Origin of the sequence: Pedobacter superstes (assembly GCF_037622515.1) — a bacterium.
GTDB classification, from domain to species: Bacteria; Bacteroidota; Bacteroidia; order Sphingobacteriales; family Sphingobacteriaceae; genus Paradesertivirga; species Paradesertivirga superstes.
On sequence record NZ_JBBJCN010000001.1, the window covers coordinates 864,756 to 884,273 of the forward strand.

The following is a 19,518-nucleotide window of genomic DNA, read 5'->3' on the forward strand; positions in this document are numbered from 1 at the left end:
CATGGTAATTACTTTATCTTTAGTATAATGAATTGATGATGTTTTTCATCATCAATTCAAAAGGAATATTCCCTGGTAATTTATAATCCAAAAAAATCTGTCATGCTTAACGAAACTTCTATTCAGGAATTCAGGGCGACATTAAGAGGCGGTTTAATACAACCGCAGGATGAAGGTTATGACGATGCCCGCAAAGTTTATAATGCCATGATCGACAAACGCCCGCGCATGATTGTGCGATGTGCAGATGTGGCGGATGTGATACGGTCGGTAAATTTTGCGAGGGAAAATAATATTCTTCTTTCCATACGCAGCGGAGGACACAATGCCGGTGGATTAGGGATTTGTGATGACGGATTAGTAATTGACCTTTCTCTTATCAAATACACTCGTGTTGACCCGGCGTCAAAAACAGTCGTGGCCGGCGGAGGATGTTTATGGGGTGATATTGACCATGCAACTCATGTATTTGGGATGGCTACGCCAAGCGGAATTATTTCTACTACAGGTGTGGGAGGATTGACAACCGGGGGTGGGCTTGGCTATCTTACCCGAAAATGCGGCCTGACCATTGATAACCTGCTGTCAGTCGATATGGTATTGGCCGACGGAAGTTTTATAACAGCAAATGAAAATCAAAATCAGGATTTATATTGGGCTGTAAGGGGTGGTGGCGGAAACTTCGGAGTAATTACGGCCTTCACCTTTAAGTTGCACCCGATAGATATGCTATATGGCGGTCCGATGTTATGGGAGCTGGACGAATCCGAAGACGTTATGAAATGGTATCGCGAACTGATAAAAGACGCGCCTGACGACCTGAATGGATTTTTCGCCTTCCTTACAGTTCCTCCCGGCCCCCCTTTCCCCGAGCATCTTCACCTAAAGAAAATGTGCGGAATTGTGTGGTCATACACCGGTCCATTGGAAAAAGCAGAAGAAGTATTTAAACCCATTCGCGCTTTCAAAGAACCTGCTCTTGATTTTGTCGGCCCCTTGCCACAACCCGTTTTACAAACACTTTTTGATGGTTTATTACCTGCAGGTTTGCAATGGTACTGGCGTGCAGACTTTGTGAATGAGCTGAGCGATGAAGCTATTGAAAAGCATATTTCATTCGGTAAAACTATGCCAACTCCTTTAACAACCATGCACTTGTACCCTATCAATGGCGCTGCTGCCCGTGTTGATAAAAAGGATACGGCATGGAATTTTCGCGATGCCACCTGGGCGATGGTAATAGTAGGAATTGATCCTGATCCCGCAAATAAAGAAAAAATCACTTCGTGGACTAAACAATATTGGGAAGCGCTTCATCCATATTCTGCTGGTGGCGCCTATGTAAATTTCATGATGGATGAAGGAGAAGACCGTGTAAAGGCAACTTATGGCGATAATTATGAACGGCTGGTATCTATAAAAAATAAATATGACCCCAATAATCTGTTTAGGGTAAATCAAAACATTAAACCAACATTAAAAACATAAAACGTTACGGCCCCGTGCTGGGGTGGAAAGACAAAGAATAGAAACAGGCAGGAATTAGAATCTCTGTGCTTTAGAAACCTTTTAGCCTTAACCATTCATCCCCGTGGCCTGTAAATATTATAAATTCGGACTGAATTGCCGATCCATTTCTATTTTACAATATTTTTAGAATAATCTTTCGCTAAAAACTAAACCATAAATTTACCTTCATGAAGCAATTCTTGCAGTCTAATAATATATAAACACGCTGCATCATAAACCCTAAACTTTGTGTGTAAATTAGTTTAAGATACCAATAAAACAATGGCTAAAAACAAGACCGCTGAAACTAACGAAGACGTATATGATTTCATCAACACTTTTGCTAATACCGAACAGAAACGAAAAGACAGTTTTGAATTATTGAAACTGATGCAGAACATTACCGCACACGAGCCCAAAATGTGGGGACCAAGCATCATAGGATTTGGAAGCTACCATTACAGATACCAAAGCGGCCACGAAGGCGATGCCCCACTTGTGGGCTTTTCACCGCGCAAAGCTGCAATTTCACTCTATGTCTATACAGGGCTAAAACAACACGAACATTTATTAAAAGACTTAGGCAAGTTCAAAATAGGGAAAGCCTGTATTTATGTCAATAAACTTTCAGACATTGACCCGCACACTCTGGAAAAATTGATAGAAGAAACAATCTCTTATTTAAAGACAGAGTATGGGAAAATTTAAAATGAAAGTAAATGTGTTCGTCATTTGTAAAACCAAAACTATAAAATCACTCTTATAAAAGAACTAATTCAAATATCGCCATGACAACAGTAAACGTTTATCTGAATTTTGAGGGCAACTGCGAAGAAGCATTTAATTTTTACAAATCCGTATTGGGCGGGGAATTTTCTTATGTAGGGAGGTTCAAAGATATGCCACCACAGGAAGGCATGCTGCCAATGTCAGAAGAAATGGGCAACAAAATTATGCACATCAGTTTACCTGTCAGCAAAGAAACAATGTTGATGGGTAGCGATACAGGCGGAGAATGGGCTCCATCCTATATTCGTGGCAATAATTTCTCCATCTCCATAAATACTGATAATAAAGAAAACGCAGACAGACTTTTTAGCGGGCTTTCGGAAGGGGGAAATGTAGGAATGCCTTTAGCCGACACGTTTTGGGGCGACTATTTTGGAATGCTTGAAGATAAATTCGGAATCAACTGGATGATAGGTTTTAACAAACAACAACAATAAAAACGCTATGCAACAGAGAGCTTAAGCCCCTGGACGGATAAACGCGTCCGGGAAACTTTTAAATGATAACCCTGGGAGCCCAAATAAAAAAAACCTTAAATTTGCAGGCCAAATAATAAAGACGAATTCATGTAGGATATACTTTCTTTCAAAAAATAAATGGAGCACCTCTAAAGGTCCTCTGCATTATTTACTCTTTAAAGAAAGAAAGCATGCTTATTCTTCAAAATATTAGCTACATACATCCTAACAAAGATTTTTTGTTCGACAACATAAATCTCAACATTCATAAACAGAACAAAACAGCTCTAATCGGCAATAATGGAGCAGGAAAATCTACTCTCCTTAAAATTATTGCGGGTATTTTACAACCTTCTGGCGGCACCGTTAATACTGCTACCAGGCCCTATTACATTCCCCAGCTTTTCGGTCAGTTTAATGATTATTCAATAGGGCGCGCATTAAGGGTTGAGGACCAATTAAATGCCTTAACAGAAATACTTGATGGCAAGGCAAATGAGACCAATCTCCTATTGCTTGATGATGACTGGACCATTGAAGAACGATGCAAGGAAGCATTGGCTCACTGGGAACTTAGTGGTCTGGATTTAACACAGAAAATGGAAACCTTGAGTGGCGGACAAAAAACAAAAATTTTTCTGGCAGGGATTTCCATTCATCAACCCGAAATAATTTTGATGGACGAGCCAAGCAATCATCTAGATACTCAGAGCAGAGGCATATTATACGATTTCATACAAACTACATCAAGCTCATTGGTGGTGGTAAGTCATGATAGAAAATTGCTGAACATGCTCGACCCGGTTTACGAATTAAGTAAACGGGGAATTAACGTTTATGGCGGCAACTACAGTTTTTATACTGAGCAAAAAATGATCGAAAGTAATGCCTTAATTCAGGGTATAAAAAGCAAAGAAAAAGCATTGAGGAAGGCCAAAGAGGTGGAACGCGATGCCTCGGAAAAACAACAAAAACTGGACGCCCGTGGTAAGAAAAAACAGGAAAAGGCAGGCCTCCCTACGATATCAATGAAAACATTTAAGAACAATGCGGAAAAGAGCACCGCCCGTCTCAAAGATGTTCACTCCGAAAAAACGGGCAATATATCTCAGGAACTGAGTCAGTTGAGAAAGGAAACACCTGAAATGGATAGAATGAAATTTTGCTTTGACAATTCAGCTTTACACCGGGGGAAGATTTTAGTTACAGCACAAAACCTAAACTTCAGCTACGAACAGAAACAGCTTTGGGAACAGCCTTTAAATTTTCTGATTGCAAGTGGTGAAAGAATAGCGATCAAAGGGCATAACGGTTCGGGTAAAACCACTCTGATAAAAATAATCCTGGGCGAAATAAAACCCCAGTATGGCTCTATTCACAAAGCCGTCACTAATTCTGTTTACATAGATCAGGATTATTCATTAATCGATAATAATTTATCGGTTTACGAACAAGCGCAAAAATTCAATTCAACAGCCTTCCTGGAGCATGAAATCAAAATTCGCCTGTCGAGATTTTTATTTTCAATAGACTATTGGGACAAGCCCTGTAAAGCTTTAAGCGGAGGTGAAAAAATGCGGTTAATGCTTTGTTGCCTGACGATAATCAATCAGGCACCTGACATCATTATATTCGATGAACCAACTAACAATCTGGACATCCAGAACATAGAAATATTAACAGCAGCAACTAACGATTACCAGGGAACATTACTTGTCATTTCTCATGATGAATACTTTTTGGAACAAATAAATGTGAAGCAGACTATAGAATTGAAATAAATGCAATAGCTTAATCCGGCTTAAATATCACTAATTTTAGTATTTTTAATTATTCAACTTGATTCCAAAGAACTGAATGACCATGAACTACATTATCATGGAAAATACATCTGAATATGATTTACCGAAATGGGAGAATTTTGCCGGATTCTTTATAGACAGGTTTAATAAATTGCTTTATCCTTTATGATATGATTTCAATTGGGCAAATTGAAAACCATTGTTAGCTATGAAAGCACTTACCAAATATTTGGAAAACCGGAAAGATTCAATAACCGCTCTTATAAATAAACCTATACACACCTATACGTCCGACACATTTCATCAACTGCGTATTGAAATTAAAAAGCTAAATGCATTTATTGATTTGATAAAATTTTGCGCTCCTGATTTTAAACGAAAGAAAACTGCTAAACCCTTTAAACTCCTTTTCCGACAGGCAGGCAAGGTAAGAGAACTTCAGCTCCAGGAAGAAATGATTAAGAAATATCATCCGGGGAGCTCGTTGAAAAATTACATTACGGGCTTAAAAAGAATGAGATTAAAGGAAGAGGAAACCTATTTTTTACTCTTAAATAAAAAGAATACAGACCGATTAAAGAAAAACTTCCCCAAAATTATTTCCAGCCTTCCTGCGGTAACTATTAAAAAGGCTCACAAATATTTAGAGCAAAAGAATAGGGCAATACAAAAACTCATTAGTCAGAGCACCCAGCAAACAAACCAGGTTCACGAACTTCGCAAACAATTGAAGAATCTTAATTACACCATGAAAAGTTTGTCTATGGAAACGTTCAACAAACCTCTTTCTATGAACGATGATTTGCCCGAACTTCTGGGGGAATGGCATGATTTTCAGGCAATAATTCAGCACTTGATAAAATCTATCGATGCAGGGTTCGTATATCCCAAAGAGATTGTTCAGCTCGAGAAGCTAAAAATAAAACTAAGATCTATAAGCGACCGGTTGTTTGAAAAAATCACTAAAGCACTATCAGATCAGCAAACAGGATCCTTGTAGATAAATCTTTTCAACCTTTGAAATGTATAGAAGGTTATTTCTTGCTTTCTCTTACATTCGTTTAACGTCGCTCTACACTATTCGGGCTTTAAGACAATAAAGAAAACTAATAAAACCATATGGCTGCACTGGCAATTCTGATTTTTGTTTTAGGATATATTGCAATAGCATTTGAGCATTCAATCAAAATAAACAAAGCCGCCACTGCCCTGGTTACAGGAGTTCTTTGCTGGACCCTTTACATCCTTTTTTCGGATGATAAAAACATTGTGAATCAGGAGCTTAGTCATCACCTTGGAGAACTTTCGAGTATTCTGTTTTTTCTGCTTGGGGCAATGACTATTGTGACCCTTATTGATGCGCATGATGGATTTAACATTATCACCAAACAAATAAATCAGACCGATATCCGGAAACTGCTGTGGATTATCTCCATAATTACTTTTTTCCTATCATCCATCTTAGATAATCTTACTACCACCATTGTAATGATTTCGCTTTTGCGAAAACTTGTGCAAAACGATAAGGACCGTATGCTTTTTGCCGGCATGATAGTGCTGGCTGCAAATGCCGGAGGTGCATGGACACCTATTGGCGATGTTACCACAACCATGCTTTGGATTGGCGGACAAATAACAACATTCAAAATTATGACTAAACTCTTTATTCCGAGTTTAATGTGCACTGTTGTCCCTTTGATCTTTCTTTCTTTCAAATTAAAAGGAAGGATTGAACGCCCCCTGGCTGAAGCAGACACAAAGAAGCCGCTGATCTCCAACAGACATCAGTCTTTAGTTTTCTTTGCAGGAGTGTTAAGCCTGGTATTTGTTCCGGTGTTTAAATCAGTCACCCATCTGCCTCCGTTTATGGGGATATTAATCGGACTTGGAATACTTTGGATCATTACGGAAATTATTCACGAAAAGAAAAACGACGCAGACAAACATACTTTATCTGTGGTGTATGCCCTTCGCATGATTGATACACCTACTATTTTATTTTTCCTGGGAATCCTTATGAGCATTACTGCCCTTGAATCAATCGGCTTGTTGGCTCAACTTGCAGAATGGATGACAGCAACATTTCATAACGACAACATAATTGTTATTTCCATAGGCTTACTTTCATCGGTTATAGATAATGTCCCTTTAGTGGCTGCAGCTCAAGGCATGTACGATTTAAACCAATATCCTACAGACCATTATTTTTGGGAGTTTCTGGCATATTGCGCAGGCACTGGAGGCAGCATTCTGATTATAGGTTCGGCAGCAGGTGTAGCGGCAATGGGCATGGAGAAAATCAGCTTTTTCTGGTACCTCAAAAAGATGAGCCTTCTTGCATCGCTCGGATACTTTTCCGGAGCCTTCTGCTACATTTTACAACATTATTTACTGGGGATTTAGACAAAGCTTTTATGGAAATGGGCAATACCAAAACCATTAAATTCTCCGCTCTGATTGAAATCATAGGAATCAATCCATTTGTTTATCTGCCCGAAAATGTTCTGAATTTCATTTTCCTTGAAGCAGGAGAAAGCAAGGGCAAAATACCCGTAAAAATAAAAATTGAGGGTCACGAATTTCCTCAAACCCTTATTAAATATAGTGGGCATTGGAGACTGTACTTAAATACCCCGATGAGAAAGGCTGCCAAAAAAGATGTGGGAGATAATGCAGACTTTGAAATAGCTTTTGATAAAGTTAAAAGAGAAATACCCATGCACTCAAAACTTTTAAAGGCCTTGCAAGAAAATGAAGAGGCCAGGAAAATATTTGACAATCTCAGGCCATCACTCCAACACGAAATTATAAGGTACCTGTCCTTTCTGAAAACAGAAGAAAGTGTAGAAAGGAACGTTACTAAAGCAATTGGTTTTTTATTAGGACAGGAAAGATTTATCGGACGGGATAAGCCTTAATGTAAAGTGGTCTCGCGATCGTCACGCAAATAGAAAAACTCTATCTCTCTATTAATACAATTTGCATTTTTTAAAACTGAACCATACATTGTCATAACCTAAAGGTTTGGCTTTATGCAAAGAGATATTCGACATCAGTTTTACTTCCCTCAACCACCGGAAATAGTCTGGGAGTATCTTACTAAAACAGAACTAATCGCCCAATGGCTCATGGAAAATGATTTCACGCCCCTTAAAGGACACAAATTTCAGTTAAAAACAAGACCTAAAATAAAATTGGGTTTCGATGGAACTGTATATTGTGAAGTTCTGGAATTTGATTATCTCAGGCGCTTAAGCTATTCCTGGAAAGGGGGCATATCAACAGACAAACCTACCCTGGACTCTGTAGTTATCTGGACATTAAGCCCTGCATCCGGGGGTACTGAACTTTTGCTGGAACATACCGGATTTAATGGCATAAAGAATTATCTCGCTTTTATCATTATGAACATGGGTTGGTTAAAAATCGGGAAAAGGTTATCGGGACATTTAAAATCCCCTGCTACTGACAAAGCAAATACCTGACGCATTTTCTGATCTTATTTTAAAAAGCGGGATCGGTTCGTTCATCAGAACAAACAACTCTGTTTTGCCAGGAAGTAATCAGCTGAGAATTTAGAAATACCCTTTATCTTTCCCTAAGACCACACCTTTTGAGCAATAATGCAGGTAAAGTCCGGGAAATATCTTCACAGCTTTACAATCTATAGATTCTTCACCTAATCTGAGGTATTGTTTTTAAATTTAAGTTACAAAGCTTGGATTTAATCATCTAAAAAAACCATCTCATGAAAACAAGAATCCCTATGCTAATCCTGCTAACTATATCAGTTTCCGCGGGATATGCACAACAATCCAAAACTCAGGTAAAAAATAAAGAAGTGACCGCTAAGATTATGAAAGCCTTTGATGATGGAGATGCCAATGCGCTCGACAATTTAATCGCGGCAGATGCTGTGTCACATTCGGAAATGCCTCCCGAAATAAAATCAACAGGATTACAAGCTGTGAAGGAAATGTTAAAAATGCAGAAAGCCGCTTTCCCCGATATAAAAACCAAAATACATGTCATGGCCGTTGCCGGCGATACAGTTATAGCCTATTTCACCTCTACTGGCACTAATTCCGGATCTTTTATGGGAATGCCTGCCACAAATAAAAAAATCAATACAGAAGGTGTGGATATTATCCGGTTTAAAAATGGTAAAGCTGTAGAGCATTGGGGAGTTTATGATAATATGAAAATGATGCAACAGCTTGGAATGATGCCTCCTCCTCCACCTCCGGTAGCTCCTGCTATGCCAGGTACCGAAATGAAAAAAGAAAAATGATATTCACTCTTAACCAGTAATGCCATGTATATAGTTCGCGATATTTTCCACTTGAAGTTTGGACATTTTAAAGATGCCAAAAGTTTGCTAGACCAGGCTCTGCAGTCAAACACCATGCCTAAGACAGAATCAGTCCGCGTATTAAGTGATTTTACCGGCGATTCCTACAGGTTGATTTTTGAAGAGGGTTTTAATACTCTTGCAGACTACGAACAGTCTTTAACTTCCAGTATGGGGGGAGAAGATTGGAAAAAATGGTATGAACAGTTTAAACAACATGTTTACCGGTCACACAGGGAAATTTTAAAACAGGTAAGGTAATTTTAAGGGGAATACTTCTGAAAATTCTTTATATTCTGTGCTTACCTGCTGGGGCCAAATCGATAATTCAAAATGCCCTTGATTCGCACAAAATCTATTGGAGACTGAAGCAGTATTTCCCTATAGACATTGTAGGTAACATTACCCATTTCGATGAAAATCAATAAAGAATGGCATTTAAAAAACAAGATTCCTAAGAATCCTACATTTAAAGAACGGGTTAAATGGCACTTAGAACATCAAAAGAATTGTAATTGTCGTCCAATTCCCCGGATACTGCTTGAGGAAATGAAAAAAAATGGCCTTTTAAAAATTCTCTTTTTTATCTCATAAATACCAGAATCGATACCATAAGGGATATTCTGAAAGTCCATTTTGTCTGCCCGATCTGGATAGCCATAAAAACCGCTGATCGAGTATTCCCGAATTCAATTTTATATCCCTTCAACCCTGATTTACCTGGCGGCAACATCCATTTCAATTCCAGCAATCCAAGCCTGATCTGCTAAATTATTCACACTCAATTCACATTTTATATACACTTTCCTGTACCCCTTATACAGTTTGAATTATGCCTGCTTCTTTGTTCAACAAATGAATTAAATTAGTACCAGCAAGCGATCAATTGAGTTGACAAGCCGTGGAAAAGCTACCAAAAAACAACTGAATATTATGCAATAAAATATTCTGCATCAACTAATTGACCGTATATAATACAATCTAATAAGCTCTTGTTATGAAAGACTTCTCCCAATTAAAGAAAAATTTAAAAAAGGATTTTTCCAGTTTCAAAACAATTAAAGTAGCCGTTTTGGGCGATACGTCAACACAATTCCTAACTCAGGCTTTGAGAGGGATGGGCTTTGATAGTGGCCTGGATTTGCGAATTTGGGAAGCAGACTTTAATCAGATAGAGCGGCAGGTATATGATCCCGCTTCGGAACTATATGAATTCGGGCCCGAAATAGTAATTATATTTCAATCTTCACATAAATTACTGGCCAAGTATAATAAGCTAAGCACAAACGAACATCATCTATTAGCAGCCAATGAATTGCAACTTATAAAAAGCATTAACTATACATTAACAAGCAATCTCAATGCTAAAATAATATATTATAACTATTCGGAAATCGATGATTCTGTCTTTGGAAGTTATGCCAATAAAATAGAATCTTCTTTTTTGTTTCAGTTACGCAAGCTCAATTATGAGCTTATGCTGGAAGCTGCGAAAGACCCCAATCTATATTTGTGCGATACTTCCTCTGTTCAAAATCAAATCGGGAAATCAACCTTCTTTCATACCTCAGTTTATATAAACACCGAGATGGTGCTGAGCATCGAAGTATTACCCAGCATAGCGGCAAAAACTGTGGATTTAATTGGTGCTTTAAATGGCAAAATTAAAAAATGCGTCGTACTTGATCTGGACAACACCATTTGGGGGGGAATCATCGGAGATGATGGAATGGAGAATATTCAGATTGGTAGCCTGGGAATTGGAAAAGCATTTTCCGAATTTCAATACTGGTTAAAAAAGTTAAAAAACAGGGGAATAATTCTGGCGGTGTGTAGTAAAAACACCGAATCTGTTGCCAAAGAACCTTTTGAAAAGCATCCGGATATGGTTCTGCATTTAGAAGACATTGCTGTGTTTGTAGCCAACTGGGAAAACAAAGCGGATAACATCCGCCAAATACAAAGCATTTTAAATATAGGCTTTGATTCGATGGTATTCTTAGATGATAATCCCTTCGAAAGAAACCTGGTACGTGAGAATATTTCTGAAATTTGCATCCCCGAACTACCAGAGGACCCTGCAGAATACCTGGAATATTTATATTCCCTGAATCTTTTTGAAACAACCTCATTTTCAAATGAAGACACAGAACGAACCAAGCTTTATCAGGTAGAGGCTCAACGGGCTATTCTTCAGCAAAAATTCACTAATGAAGACGATTTCCTTCAGAGCCTGAATATGGTTTCGCTGGTTGAACCATTTAATAAATTTAATACACCAAGAGTAGCGCAGTTATCACAACGTTCTAATCAATTCAATCTCCGAACAGTACGTTACATAGAGCCGGATATTGAAAAACTCGTTTCTTCGCCAAACCACTACACCCTGGCCTTTAGCCTTAAAGACAAATTCGGCGACAACGGGCTGATCAGCGTAATCATTCTGGAAAAAGAAAACAATAACGATCTTTTTTTAAATACCTGGTTAATGAGCTGCAGAGTATTAAAAAGGGGGATGGAAAATTTTGTACTCAATACAATTGTATCTGTTGCTAAAGAGAATGGGTATTCACGCATTAAAGGCGAATACATCCCCACCGCCAAAAATGAGATGGTAAAAGATCATTATTCAAATCTGGGATTCACAGAAAACAATGGCCATTGGGAATTGAATGTGGCTAACTACGAACAGAAAAAAAATCATATCACAATTAAACAAAATCAATTATGCGAAGAAATGAAATACTAAAACAGGTGAATGATATTTTCACCGAAACACTGGAGAACGATGAGGTCGTAATTGGTGAGGATACTACTGCCAACGATGTGGATGACTGGGATTCTTTAACCCACATTCAGCTGGTTGTAGCTATAGAAAAACACTTTAATATCCGGTTTACTTCGAAAGAAATTCAAAGCTGGAACAATGTAGGTGAGATGTTGGATTGCATTGAGATAAAAGAAAATGAGATTAAAGTCTGATCTACATCGCCGATGCTTAAAAATCACGGCAATTTAAACAAGATCAGGACTCGTAGGATGTATTTTTAGATGATAAGTTATGCTTTTAAACTCCGAAATATTTTTAGTTTTTTTTATTTTATTCTTTCTGCTTTATTGGCTTGTATTTAACAAAAACTTAAAGCTTCAGAATATTCTTGTTTTAGCTGCAAGTTATATATTCTATGCCTGGTCCGACTGGCGATTCCTTTCTTTCTTAATTTTCGCCTCTGCTTTAAACTTTTACCTGGGAATTTACATCTCAAAAAACACCAGATACAAACGATTACTACTTTATATTGGATTGCTGCAAGGCCTGGGATCCCTGGCGTATTTTAAATATTTTAACTTCTTTATAGATTCCTTTAAAGAAGCTTTTCAGTCGTTTAATATTCATTTAAATGTTCATACTTTAAATATTCTCATTCCTTTAGGGATAAGCTATTTCACGTTTAAAACCATTAGTTACTTATTAGATATTAATAAAGGCAAAATAAAACCCACTACAGACTGGATTGTATTTTTCGCTTACGTATCCTTTTTCCCCACTTTATTATCAGGGCCCATTGATAATGCAAAATCCTTTATTCCCCAGTTAGAAAAGAAAAGACCTTTTGACTATATAGAGACCAGGGAGGGATTGAGACAAATTTTGTGGGGGGTATTTAAAAAGATGGTCATTGCGGATAAATGCGCTCTAATTGTAAATCCCATATTCGACGATTACCAAAACATGCCGGGCAGCACTTTATTGGTAGGCGCTTTCTTTTACACAATACAGATTTACACCGACTTTTCGGGATATTCTGATATGGCTATAGGTATAGCACGACTAATTGGGTTTAGGGTTACCAAGAATTTTGATTATCCGTTTTTTGCACAAAACATTGCCGAATTCTGGCGCAAATGGCATATGTCTTTAACTTCATGGTTAACCGAATATGTTTTCACTCCATTAAATATCTATTTCAGGGATTATGGGAAGTTAGGGCTTATAGCCGCCATAATTATTAATTTTGTCGTTGTAGGTATTTGGCATGGGGCAAACTGGACCTTTGTACTATTTGGTTTTTTACATGGCTGCTATTTTATTCCACTTATTTTACGGGGGACATTTAACAAGAAGAAAAAAATAGCAAAAAACTCCTTCCTGCCTTCATTTTCTGAATTAACAAACGTTTTATTAACGTTTACTTTAGTAATGCTGACCTATATAGTTTTTAGGGCGGATAATATATCGCAGGCCTTTAATTTTTACAAGATTCTTTTTTCTGAATCTCTTTTTTCCATTCCGCTGATACCTTCTGGAAGACTGGTTTTATTTACCACTACGCTATTTATTTTTCTGATGATGCTGGTTGAATGGCTTCAACGAGAAAAAGAATATGGTCTTCAAATTGACCTGGCTAATCGGCCGGCTATCAGACTAAGCATTTACTATATTTTAATTTTTGCTATTATACTTTTTAGCACTGATAACGAAAATCAATTTATTTATTTTAAATTTTAATCTCGATGAACATGTTTTTTAAACGCCTTTTATATTTCCTTCCGATTCCACTGATAATGCTATCAGTTAATTTCATTAAAGACCCGGCTAATCTTTTTAATGCAAAATACGAAGCAGGTATAGCAGATTATTTAGTTCAGGGGTATAATGTTACCAATGTCCGTAACTACAATGAGCGCCTTTTGCAGAAATTTTTTATAGAAAAAATGAACACCTGCCCTACTGAAATAATTCTTGGTTCAAGCAGGGTAATGCAGGTTAAAGCCACAGACACCAAAAACCCCGGCTTCATTAATAATGGTGTAAGCGCTGCATCCTTAGAAGATATGATGGCAATCTATTATCTGTATGAGAAGAAGGGATGTAAAATTAAAAAAGTCATTATGGGTCTGGACCCCTGGCTAATAAACGACAACCATGATCAGCAAAAATGGAAATCTCTGGCCACTGAATACAATAAATTCTCAGCCCAATTAATTAAGAGCCATCCTTTTAACGCCAGCCTTTCCAGGTTCTATCAATATGAAAGGCTATCAGAACTCTTATCATTTTCGTATTTTCAGACATCTGTATCCTATATTATCAAAGGTGTTGATAAAACCTATGAACCAACAACGAAGATAGAGAACGAGGGATTTACAAAACTTAAGGACGGCTCCATTTTCTATGACAGACCTTATAGAGAAGTCTCATTAATGGAGGTTGACGATAAAGCCAAAAGTGTAATTAAAGAAAAACCAGTTAAAGCCTGCGGTAATTTCACCAATCTTTCAGAACATTACAGGGGTATATTCACAAAATTCGTAGAACATCTTCAAAGTAAAGGAATTGAAGTAGAGTTTTTTATGTCTCCCTTCCACCCTATAGTATATGATTTTTTTCGTAAAAATACTGTTTATCAAAACGTGTTGGGGGCTGAAGCTTATTTCAGGGATTATGCAAAAAAACGCAAAATAAAGGTATTTGGTTCCTATAATCCCCGCGATTACAATTTTGACAGTTCATACTTTCTAGATGGTCTTCATTGTACCGATAAAGCAAGAACCATAATTCTAAAAAAGGAAATAACCCTATAACAAGTATTTGGTTTACATGATGTAGTTCGAGTTTACCCGGGGTCTTAACGCCATGAAAATCATTCTCTATGTGAAAAACCCAGGATCTCTAAGCCTTTTGTCAGCCGAAAGGAATTATTATCTTTCATCCTTCATTAAACAACAATCAACACTGTCATTTTTTTCTTACCTTTTTGACAAAGCCAATAATCATGAAAGATGAACCGGTTGTAATTGAACGTACTATTGATGCTGAGATTGAAACAGTTTGGAATTCAATAACTGATAAAGATTTGATGAAACAATGGTATTTCGACATTCCTGGTTTTATACCCGAAAAAGGTTTAGAATTTCAGTTTGAAGCTGGTGATGAAAAGAAGAAGTATGTACATCTATGCAAAATAACAGAGGTTATTCCTACCAAAAAGTTAAGTCATAGCTGGCGGTATGAGGGTTATGAAGGTGATTCTTTTGTAACCTGGGATCTCTCACCTCAGGGAAATAAAACACTCGTAAAACTAACCCATAAAGACCTGGAGAGCTTCCCCTCAAGTAACCCAGATTTGGCAAAGGAGAATTTCATAGCCGGTTGGACCGAAATTATTGGAACAAATTTGCCTGACTTTTTGAAAAAAAAACAAATGACATAGCCATCTCCATCGTTTAATACAATTGAGCAGGATATAGGCGGACAAGAATATTTCCATACCTTTAAATATGTCAGAGCAAAATAACATTAAAGCTGTTCAGGTCTTCGCTGGAGAATTTTGGCAGGCTTCTACCATACAACAAGTATTAGAGGGGAACAGCATTCAAGCCTTTCTGGAGAATGAACACATGGGGAGTATTGCGCCATGGAGAGTGGAAGCCGGAGGTTTTAACCCGGTAAAAGTAATTGTATCGAACAATGATTACGATTTAGCCATAAAACTTATTAATGAATTTAATGGAGCACCAGATGAAAATGAAAGCGATGATATTTCTGACATAACATGAACGAAATAAGCAGCAAACTCATCACCTTATGCAATATTATTCCGGCTAAGCTAAAGCTGATTTCCAAGAAAAACCCCCTTATTTTTCTATCTCTTCTATAATAATTACCCTTCCTCGCTTTTATATCTAATATTTCAGCTCCAGTAAAGCTACTTTTTAAGAGTTTTTCGATCAAAAAAGGTCTTTATACAGCAATCTGTAAAAAAAGACTTAGCTAATAGCTGAAACATCGCAAAATATCCTAAAAAGAATTTCATTCAAGCCTATCATTTTTTTAACTTGGGCGCATTGTTTGATTTCAAATTAAAAATAAAAAAAGCTAATGAGAGTTACCGTAGTTGGAGCAGGAGCAGTAGGTGCTACCTGTGCTGATAATATTGCAAGAAAAGAACTTGCTGAAGAAGTTGTTCTTCTTGACATAAAAGAAGGATTTGCAGAAGGAAAATCAATCGACATGATGCAAACCGCTGCATTGTTAGGCTTCGACACTAAAATTGTTGGCGTTACGAATGATTATTCAAGAACTGCAGACTCTGATGTTGTTGTAATAACTTCCGGTTTACCGCGCAAGCCAGGAATGACCCGGGAAGAATTAATCGGAACCAATGCCGGCATCGTTAAAAGTGTTACAGAAAACATCTTAAAATACTCTCCTAATACTATTATAATCGTTGTATCTAATCCGATGGATACTATGAATTATCTTACATTCAAAACTTCAGGTTTGCCTAAAGAAAGAATTATTGGTATGGGCGGCGCTCTTGATTCTGCACGTTTCAAATATTACCTGAGCCAGGAATTAAACTGCTCTCCTGCTGATCTTAATGCCGTTGTTATTGGTGGTCACGGCGATACAACCATGATTCCTTTGATTCAGCATGCAACATGGAACAGTATTCCGGTAACTCAGTTATTAAGCAAAGAGCAACAAGATAAAGTAGTTTCTTCAACTATGGTTGGCGGCGCTACCTTAACTAAACTTATTGGAACTTCTGCATGGTATGCACCCGGCGCCGGTACCGCTGCAATGGTCGAAAGCATTTTGCGCGATGAAAAAAAATTAATCTCTTGTGGTGTTGCCCTGGACGGAGAATACGGACAAAAAGACATTTCTCTTGTTGTGCCGGTTATTTTAGGAAAAAATGGTTGGGAAAAGATCATTGATTTTAAATTAAGTGATGAAGAGCAGGCCAGCTTTAATAAAAGCGCTGATGCTGTTCGTGCAATGAATAATGTACTTGCTGAATCTAATTTAGTTTAAGGCATTCAGCTCAATTAAGAACCTTCGGGCGAATAAACGCACCCAAACTCCCCTCCCTTCTTCAGGGAGAGTTTGCGAAAGCTATCACCCGGGCGGGTGAGGGTTTTTTAGCCCAAAATAATATGCATAAAGCAGATTTAGAAATTCTTAATCTTCACGACGATGGCTTCCACCTTTTGGTGGAAGTTTTCGTTTTTGATAAGCCCTTTAAAGCGGTTGTCGACACAGGTGCTTCAAGAACAGTACTCGACAAATCTACCGTTGAACAATATATAGAACAGGAAACGCTCCAGGCAAGCGATAAACTATCCACCGGACTTGGAACCAATTCCATAGAAAGCCACATCCTGACGATCCCCAGACTACTGATAGGCGATCTGACAATTTCCGACTTTGAAACCGCGGTCTTAGATCTTTCTATGATTAACACGGCTTATGAGAGCCTTGAAGTTGGACCGATAATTGGGGTCATTGGAGGGGATATTTTAATGAAGTATAAGGCGACGATCAGTTATCTTTCGAAACAGATATCCTTTGAGTTATAAACAAATTACTTATCCTTAAAATATTAAAAAATGAAGAAGGATATAACGACGAGAAAAGATATTGAGCTGCTTGTTAATTCATTTTATGACAAGGTTCAGAAAGATGAAAAAATAGGTTACATATTTACCGATATCGCAAAAGTTAACTGGCAGCAGCATTTACCCAAAATGTATGATTTCTGGGAAACGATATTATTCGGTCAGAAAGGATTTAAAGGAAATCCAATGGAGGTTCACTTCAAGTTAAATAAGATCCACCCCTTGCTTCAGGAGCATTTTGAGAGATGGAAAAGCCTTTTTAACGACACAATAAATGAACAGTTTGAAGGTGAGTTTGCACAACTCGCCAAAGAAAAAGCTCAATCAATTGCCGATTTAATGCTTTATAAAATGCGGCCCGATTCACAACAAGTCATACCAATAAAAAACAACAAAACAAATCTTTAATTTTCGTACTTTTAATTGAGAGCCAGCTAATTGGGATCAATTAAAATGAAGGCATTACCTATCCTTTTCATTTTCCTTCTTATACAAATTCAGTGCATAGCACAAAACGTAGCAGGGAAATGGTATGGAAAAATAACTCAAAAGGCCGGGGGGTATAGTGAGCTCTATGATCTGGAACTGGATTTATCTCAAAAGAAAAATATTACCGGCGAATCTTATGCCTTCATCCCAAATGTTCTGCACGTAAAAATTGGACTCAAAGGTTATATTGACGGAGATACCATCCGATTATTAGAATCTTTATATGATATCAGAGAAGAATTTATGCCCCTTAGCTGGATTGCGTGTATTAAAAATCTTAATTTAAAATACTACAAGCAAGGGAACAGTGAATTTTTAAAAGGAGTGTGGAACGGCAATAGTAAGGAAGACCGGTCTCCCTGTTTGCCCGGAGAAATAATCCTGAGCAAAAGCAAGCCTGATCTTGAAGAGTTTATTGCAAAAGACGGATTTCAACAACCATTTTTAAAAGAGAACATCAAACCCCGTCCTGACTTTACACCAACATTTTTAAGTACCGAAATAAAAAAGGTCAAAGAACTTGAAGTACACAGCAAACAAATAGAGCTACGCCTGAATGATTACATGAAGGTTGATAACGATATTGTTTCGATATACTTTAACCGGCAGGCTATCGCAAGCAATAAACCTATTTCGAAAAAACAGATTCGTTTGCTTATTAACATGGATCCTGGTTTAGAACTTAATGAAATAATTCTCTTTGCGGAAAATCTGGGAAGAATACCGCCGAATACGTCACGTCTTATTATTATAGATGGAAATATCACGCATCAGCTTGTAATTGAGTCAGACAAACAAAAAACTGCTGCTATATATTTAAAATATAAGCCATAATCCAATCAGAAAAAAATACCATTGTATGAAGAAAAGAGTATTATTTATGCATTTCTATCTTTTCTTTTCTATTACAGTGCAATGTTTCGGCCAATCGAGCCTTAAAGGTTTGTGGAATGGTTATATAACCACAGACGGATATGAACATAAAGCCGGCTATATTATAAATATTGAAGAACATAAAGATGGAATCGTATCTGGAAAAGCATTACTTTACAAGCCAAATTTATACTCTGAGGCCTATGGTCTGCAGCAATTTATCGGAACTATAGAACAAAATACTATACTAATTAGTGATATTCAAATTCTAGACGAGCGCTTGCCAACAGAAGACTTCCATCTCTGTTTTAAATTAAGTCGTCTTAGTTATTCGCCTGAAGGGGAAAATGAGTCGCTAAAAGGCAAATGGAACAGCAACACGACTAACTGCGTACCTGGAGCGATATCTTTATCGAGATACATTGAAAATGAAAACAAGCAGGTTCCACCGTATGTGTTACATGCCCTCAAAGCGAAAGGCACAGAAGCAAATTTTAAAAACACAGCCTTGTCACCTCCTATAAGCATCAGTGTTAAAAAGCCGATAATAGACATAGAATTAAAAGACTATTTAAAAGTCGATAATGATACCGTAAGTATCTACCTTAATCGCCGGATTATTTTAAACCGCATAAATGTTACTAAAAAACCTTATAAATTCACAGTTAAAATAAACCGAAATATCGCTGTGAATGAACTTATTCTTTATGCCAATAACCTTGGTACTATTCCGCCGAACACTTCTTTATTAATCATTAATGACGGCATTCAAAAACATAAAATACTAATTGAATCCTCTCTGCAAAAAAGCGTTGCATTATATTTAAATTATAAACCATAG

At 37.4% G+C, this 19,518-nt stretch carries 21 protein-coding genes; all 21 read left to right on the plus strand.

The genetic code is table 11. From position 1 onward, the window contains the following. Window positions 1-102 precede the first annotated feature (102 nt). The 21 genes from WG906_RS03730 (at window position 103) to WG906_RS03830 (ending at window position 19,518) form a co-directional block, all read left to right on the plus strand. Window positions 103-1,488 carry an FAD-binding oxidoreductase gene (locus WG906_RS03730; RefSeq protein WP_339991178.1) on the plus strand — a complete coding sequence of 462 codons (1,386 nt, stop codon included), beginning with the start codon at window positions 103-105 and terminating at the stop codon, window positions 1,486-1,488. A gap of 303 nt (window positions 1,489-1,791) precedes the next feature. Continuing rightward, complete coding sequence (locus tag WG906_RS03735) at window positions 1,792-2,217, plus strand: DUF1801 domain-containing protein (RefSeq protein WP_339991179.1); 426 nt, start codon at window positions 1,792-1,794, stop codon at window positions 2,215-2,217. Between the two features lie 80 nt (window positions 2,218-2,297). Beyond that, window positions 2,298-2,735 carry a VOC family protein gene (locus WG906_RS03740; RefSeq protein ID WP_339991180.1) on the plus strand — a complete coding sequence of 146 codons (438 nt, stop codon included), beginning with the start codon at window positions 2,298-2,300 and terminating at the stop codon, window positions 2,733-2,735. A gap of 212 nt (window positions 2,736-2,947) precedes the next feature. Then, complete coding sequence (abc-f, locus tag WG906_RS03745; RefSeq protein ID WP_339991181.1) at window positions 2,948-4,537, plus strand: ribosomal protection-like ABC-F family protein; 1,590 nt, start codon at window positions 2,948-2,950, stop codon at window positions 4,535-4,537. A gap of 229 nt (window positions 4,538-4,766) precedes the next feature. Further along, window positions 4,767-5,558 (plus strand): CHAD domain-containing protein, encoded by a 792-nt coding sequence (locus WG906_RS03750; protein ID WP_339991182.1) that lies wholly within the window; start codon window positions 4,767-4,769, stop codon window positions 5,556-5,558. 119 nt (window positions 5,559-5,677) lie between these two features. Then, window positions 5,678-6,961: a sodium:proton antiporter NhaD gene (nhaD, locus tag WG906_RS03755; protein WP_339991183.1), complete on the plus strand. Its 1,284-nt coding sequence runs from the start codon at window positions 5,678-5,680 to the stop codon at window positions 6,959-6,961. A gap of 17 nt (window positions 6,962-6,978) precedes the next feature. After that, a complete protein-coding gene (locus WG906_RS03760) occupies window positions 6,979-7,476 on the plus strand; it encodes a YdeI/OmpD-associated family protein (RefSeq protein WP_339991184.1) in 498 nt (165 codons plus the stop codon). Window positions 7,477-7,590: 114 nt separating this feature from the next. After that, window positions 7,591-8,043, plus strand: coding sequence for an SRPBCC family protein (locus tag WG906_RS03765; protein WP_339991185.1), 453 nt, complete (start codon window positions 7,591-7,593; stop codon window positions 8,041-8,043). A 263-nt stretch (window positions 8,044-8,306) separates the two neighbouring features. Further along, on the plus strand, window positions 8,307-8,849 hold the full coding sequence (locus WG906_RS03770; RefSeq protein WP_339991186.1) for an ester cyclase: 543 nt from the start codon (window positions 8,307-8,309) through the stop codon (window positions 8,847-8,849). Window positions 8,850-8,873: 24 nt separating this feature from the next. Continuing rightward, entirely contained in the window at window positions 8,874-9,170 is a 297-nt protein-coding gene (locus WG906_RS03775) for a hypothetical protein (RefSeq protein ID WP_339991187.1), read from the plus strand. Between the two features lie 736 nt (window positions 9,171-9,906). Beyond that, window positions 9,907-11,658 carry an HAD-IIIC family phosphatase gene (locus WG906_RS03780; protein WP_339991188.1) on the plus strand — a complete coding sequence of 584 codons (1,752 nt, stop codon included), beginning with the start codon at window positions 9,907-9,909 and terminating at the stop codon, window positions 11,656-11,658. Continuing rightward, window positions 11,637-11,891, plus strand: coding sequence for an acyl carrier protein (locus WG906_RS03785; protein WP_339991189.1), 255 nt, complete (start codon window positions 11,637-11,639; stop codon window positions 11,889-11,891). The genes WG906_RS03780 and WG906_RS03785 overlap by 22 nt, the downstream gene beginning before the upstream one ends. 79 nt (window positions 11,892-11,970) lie before the next feature. Then, window positions 11,971-13,419, plus strand: coding sequence for an MBOAT family O-acyltransferase (locus tag WG906_RS03790; protein WP_339991190.1), 1,449 nt, complete (start codon window positions 11,971-11,973; stop codon window positions 13,417-13,419). Window positions 13,420-13,430: 11 nt separating this feature from the next. Beyond that, on the plus strand, window positions 13,431-14,495 hold the full coding sequence (locus WG906_RS03795; protein ID WP_339991191.1) for a hypothetical protein: 1,065 nt from the start codon (window positions 13,431-13,433) through the stop codon (window positions 14,493-14,495). 191 nt (window positions 14,496-14,686) lie between these two features. Further along, the gene (locus WG906_RS03800; protein WP_339991192.1) at window positions 14,687-15,124 is read left to right on the plus strand and encodes an SRPBCC family protein; all 438 of its coding nucleotides are present in this window, start codon (window positions 14,687-14,689) and stop codon (window positions 15,122-15,124) included. 67 nt (window positions 15,125-15,191) lie between these two features. Continuing rightward, window positions 15,192-15,470: a putative signal transducing protein gene (locus WG906_RS03805; protein ID WP_339991193.1), complete on the plus strand. Its 279-nt coding sequence runs from the start codon at window positions 15,192-15,194 to the stop codon at window positions 15,468-15,470. Between the two features lie 322 nt (window positions 15,471-15,792). Next, window positions 15,793-16,731 (plus strand): malate dehydrogenase, encoded by a 939-nt coding sequence (mdh, locus tag WG906_RS03810; RefSeq protein WP_339991194.1) that lies wholly within the window; start codon window positions 15,793-15,795, stop codon window positions 16,729-16,731. A 122-nt stretch (window positions 16,732-16,853) separates the two neighbouring features. Further along, window positions 16,854-17,276, plus strand: a complete 423-nt coding sequence (locus WG906_RS03815; protein ID WP_339991195.1) for a retropepsin-like aspartic protease — start codon at window positions 16,854-16,856, stop codon at window positions 17,274-17,276. 30 nt (window positions 17,277-17,306) lie between these two features. After that, window positions 17,307-17,723: a group III truncated hemoglobin gene (locus WG906_RS03820; RefSeq protein ID WP_339991196.1), complete on the plus strand. Its 417-nt coding sequence runs from the start codon at window positions 17,307-17,309 to the stop codon at window positions 17,721-17,723. A gap of 45 nt (window positions 17,724-17,768) precedes the next feature. Further along, window positions 17,769-18,638, plus strand: coding sequence for a hypothetical protein (locus WG906_RS03825; protein WP_339991197.1), 870 nt, complete (start codon window positions 17,769-17,771; stop codon window positions 18,636-18,638). 25 nt (window positions 18,639-18,663) lie between these two features. Then, complete coding sequence (locus WG906_RS03830) at window positions 18,664-19,518, plus strand: hypothetical protein (protein WP_339991198.1); 855 nt, start codon at window positions 18,664-18,666, stop codon at window positions 19,516-19,518.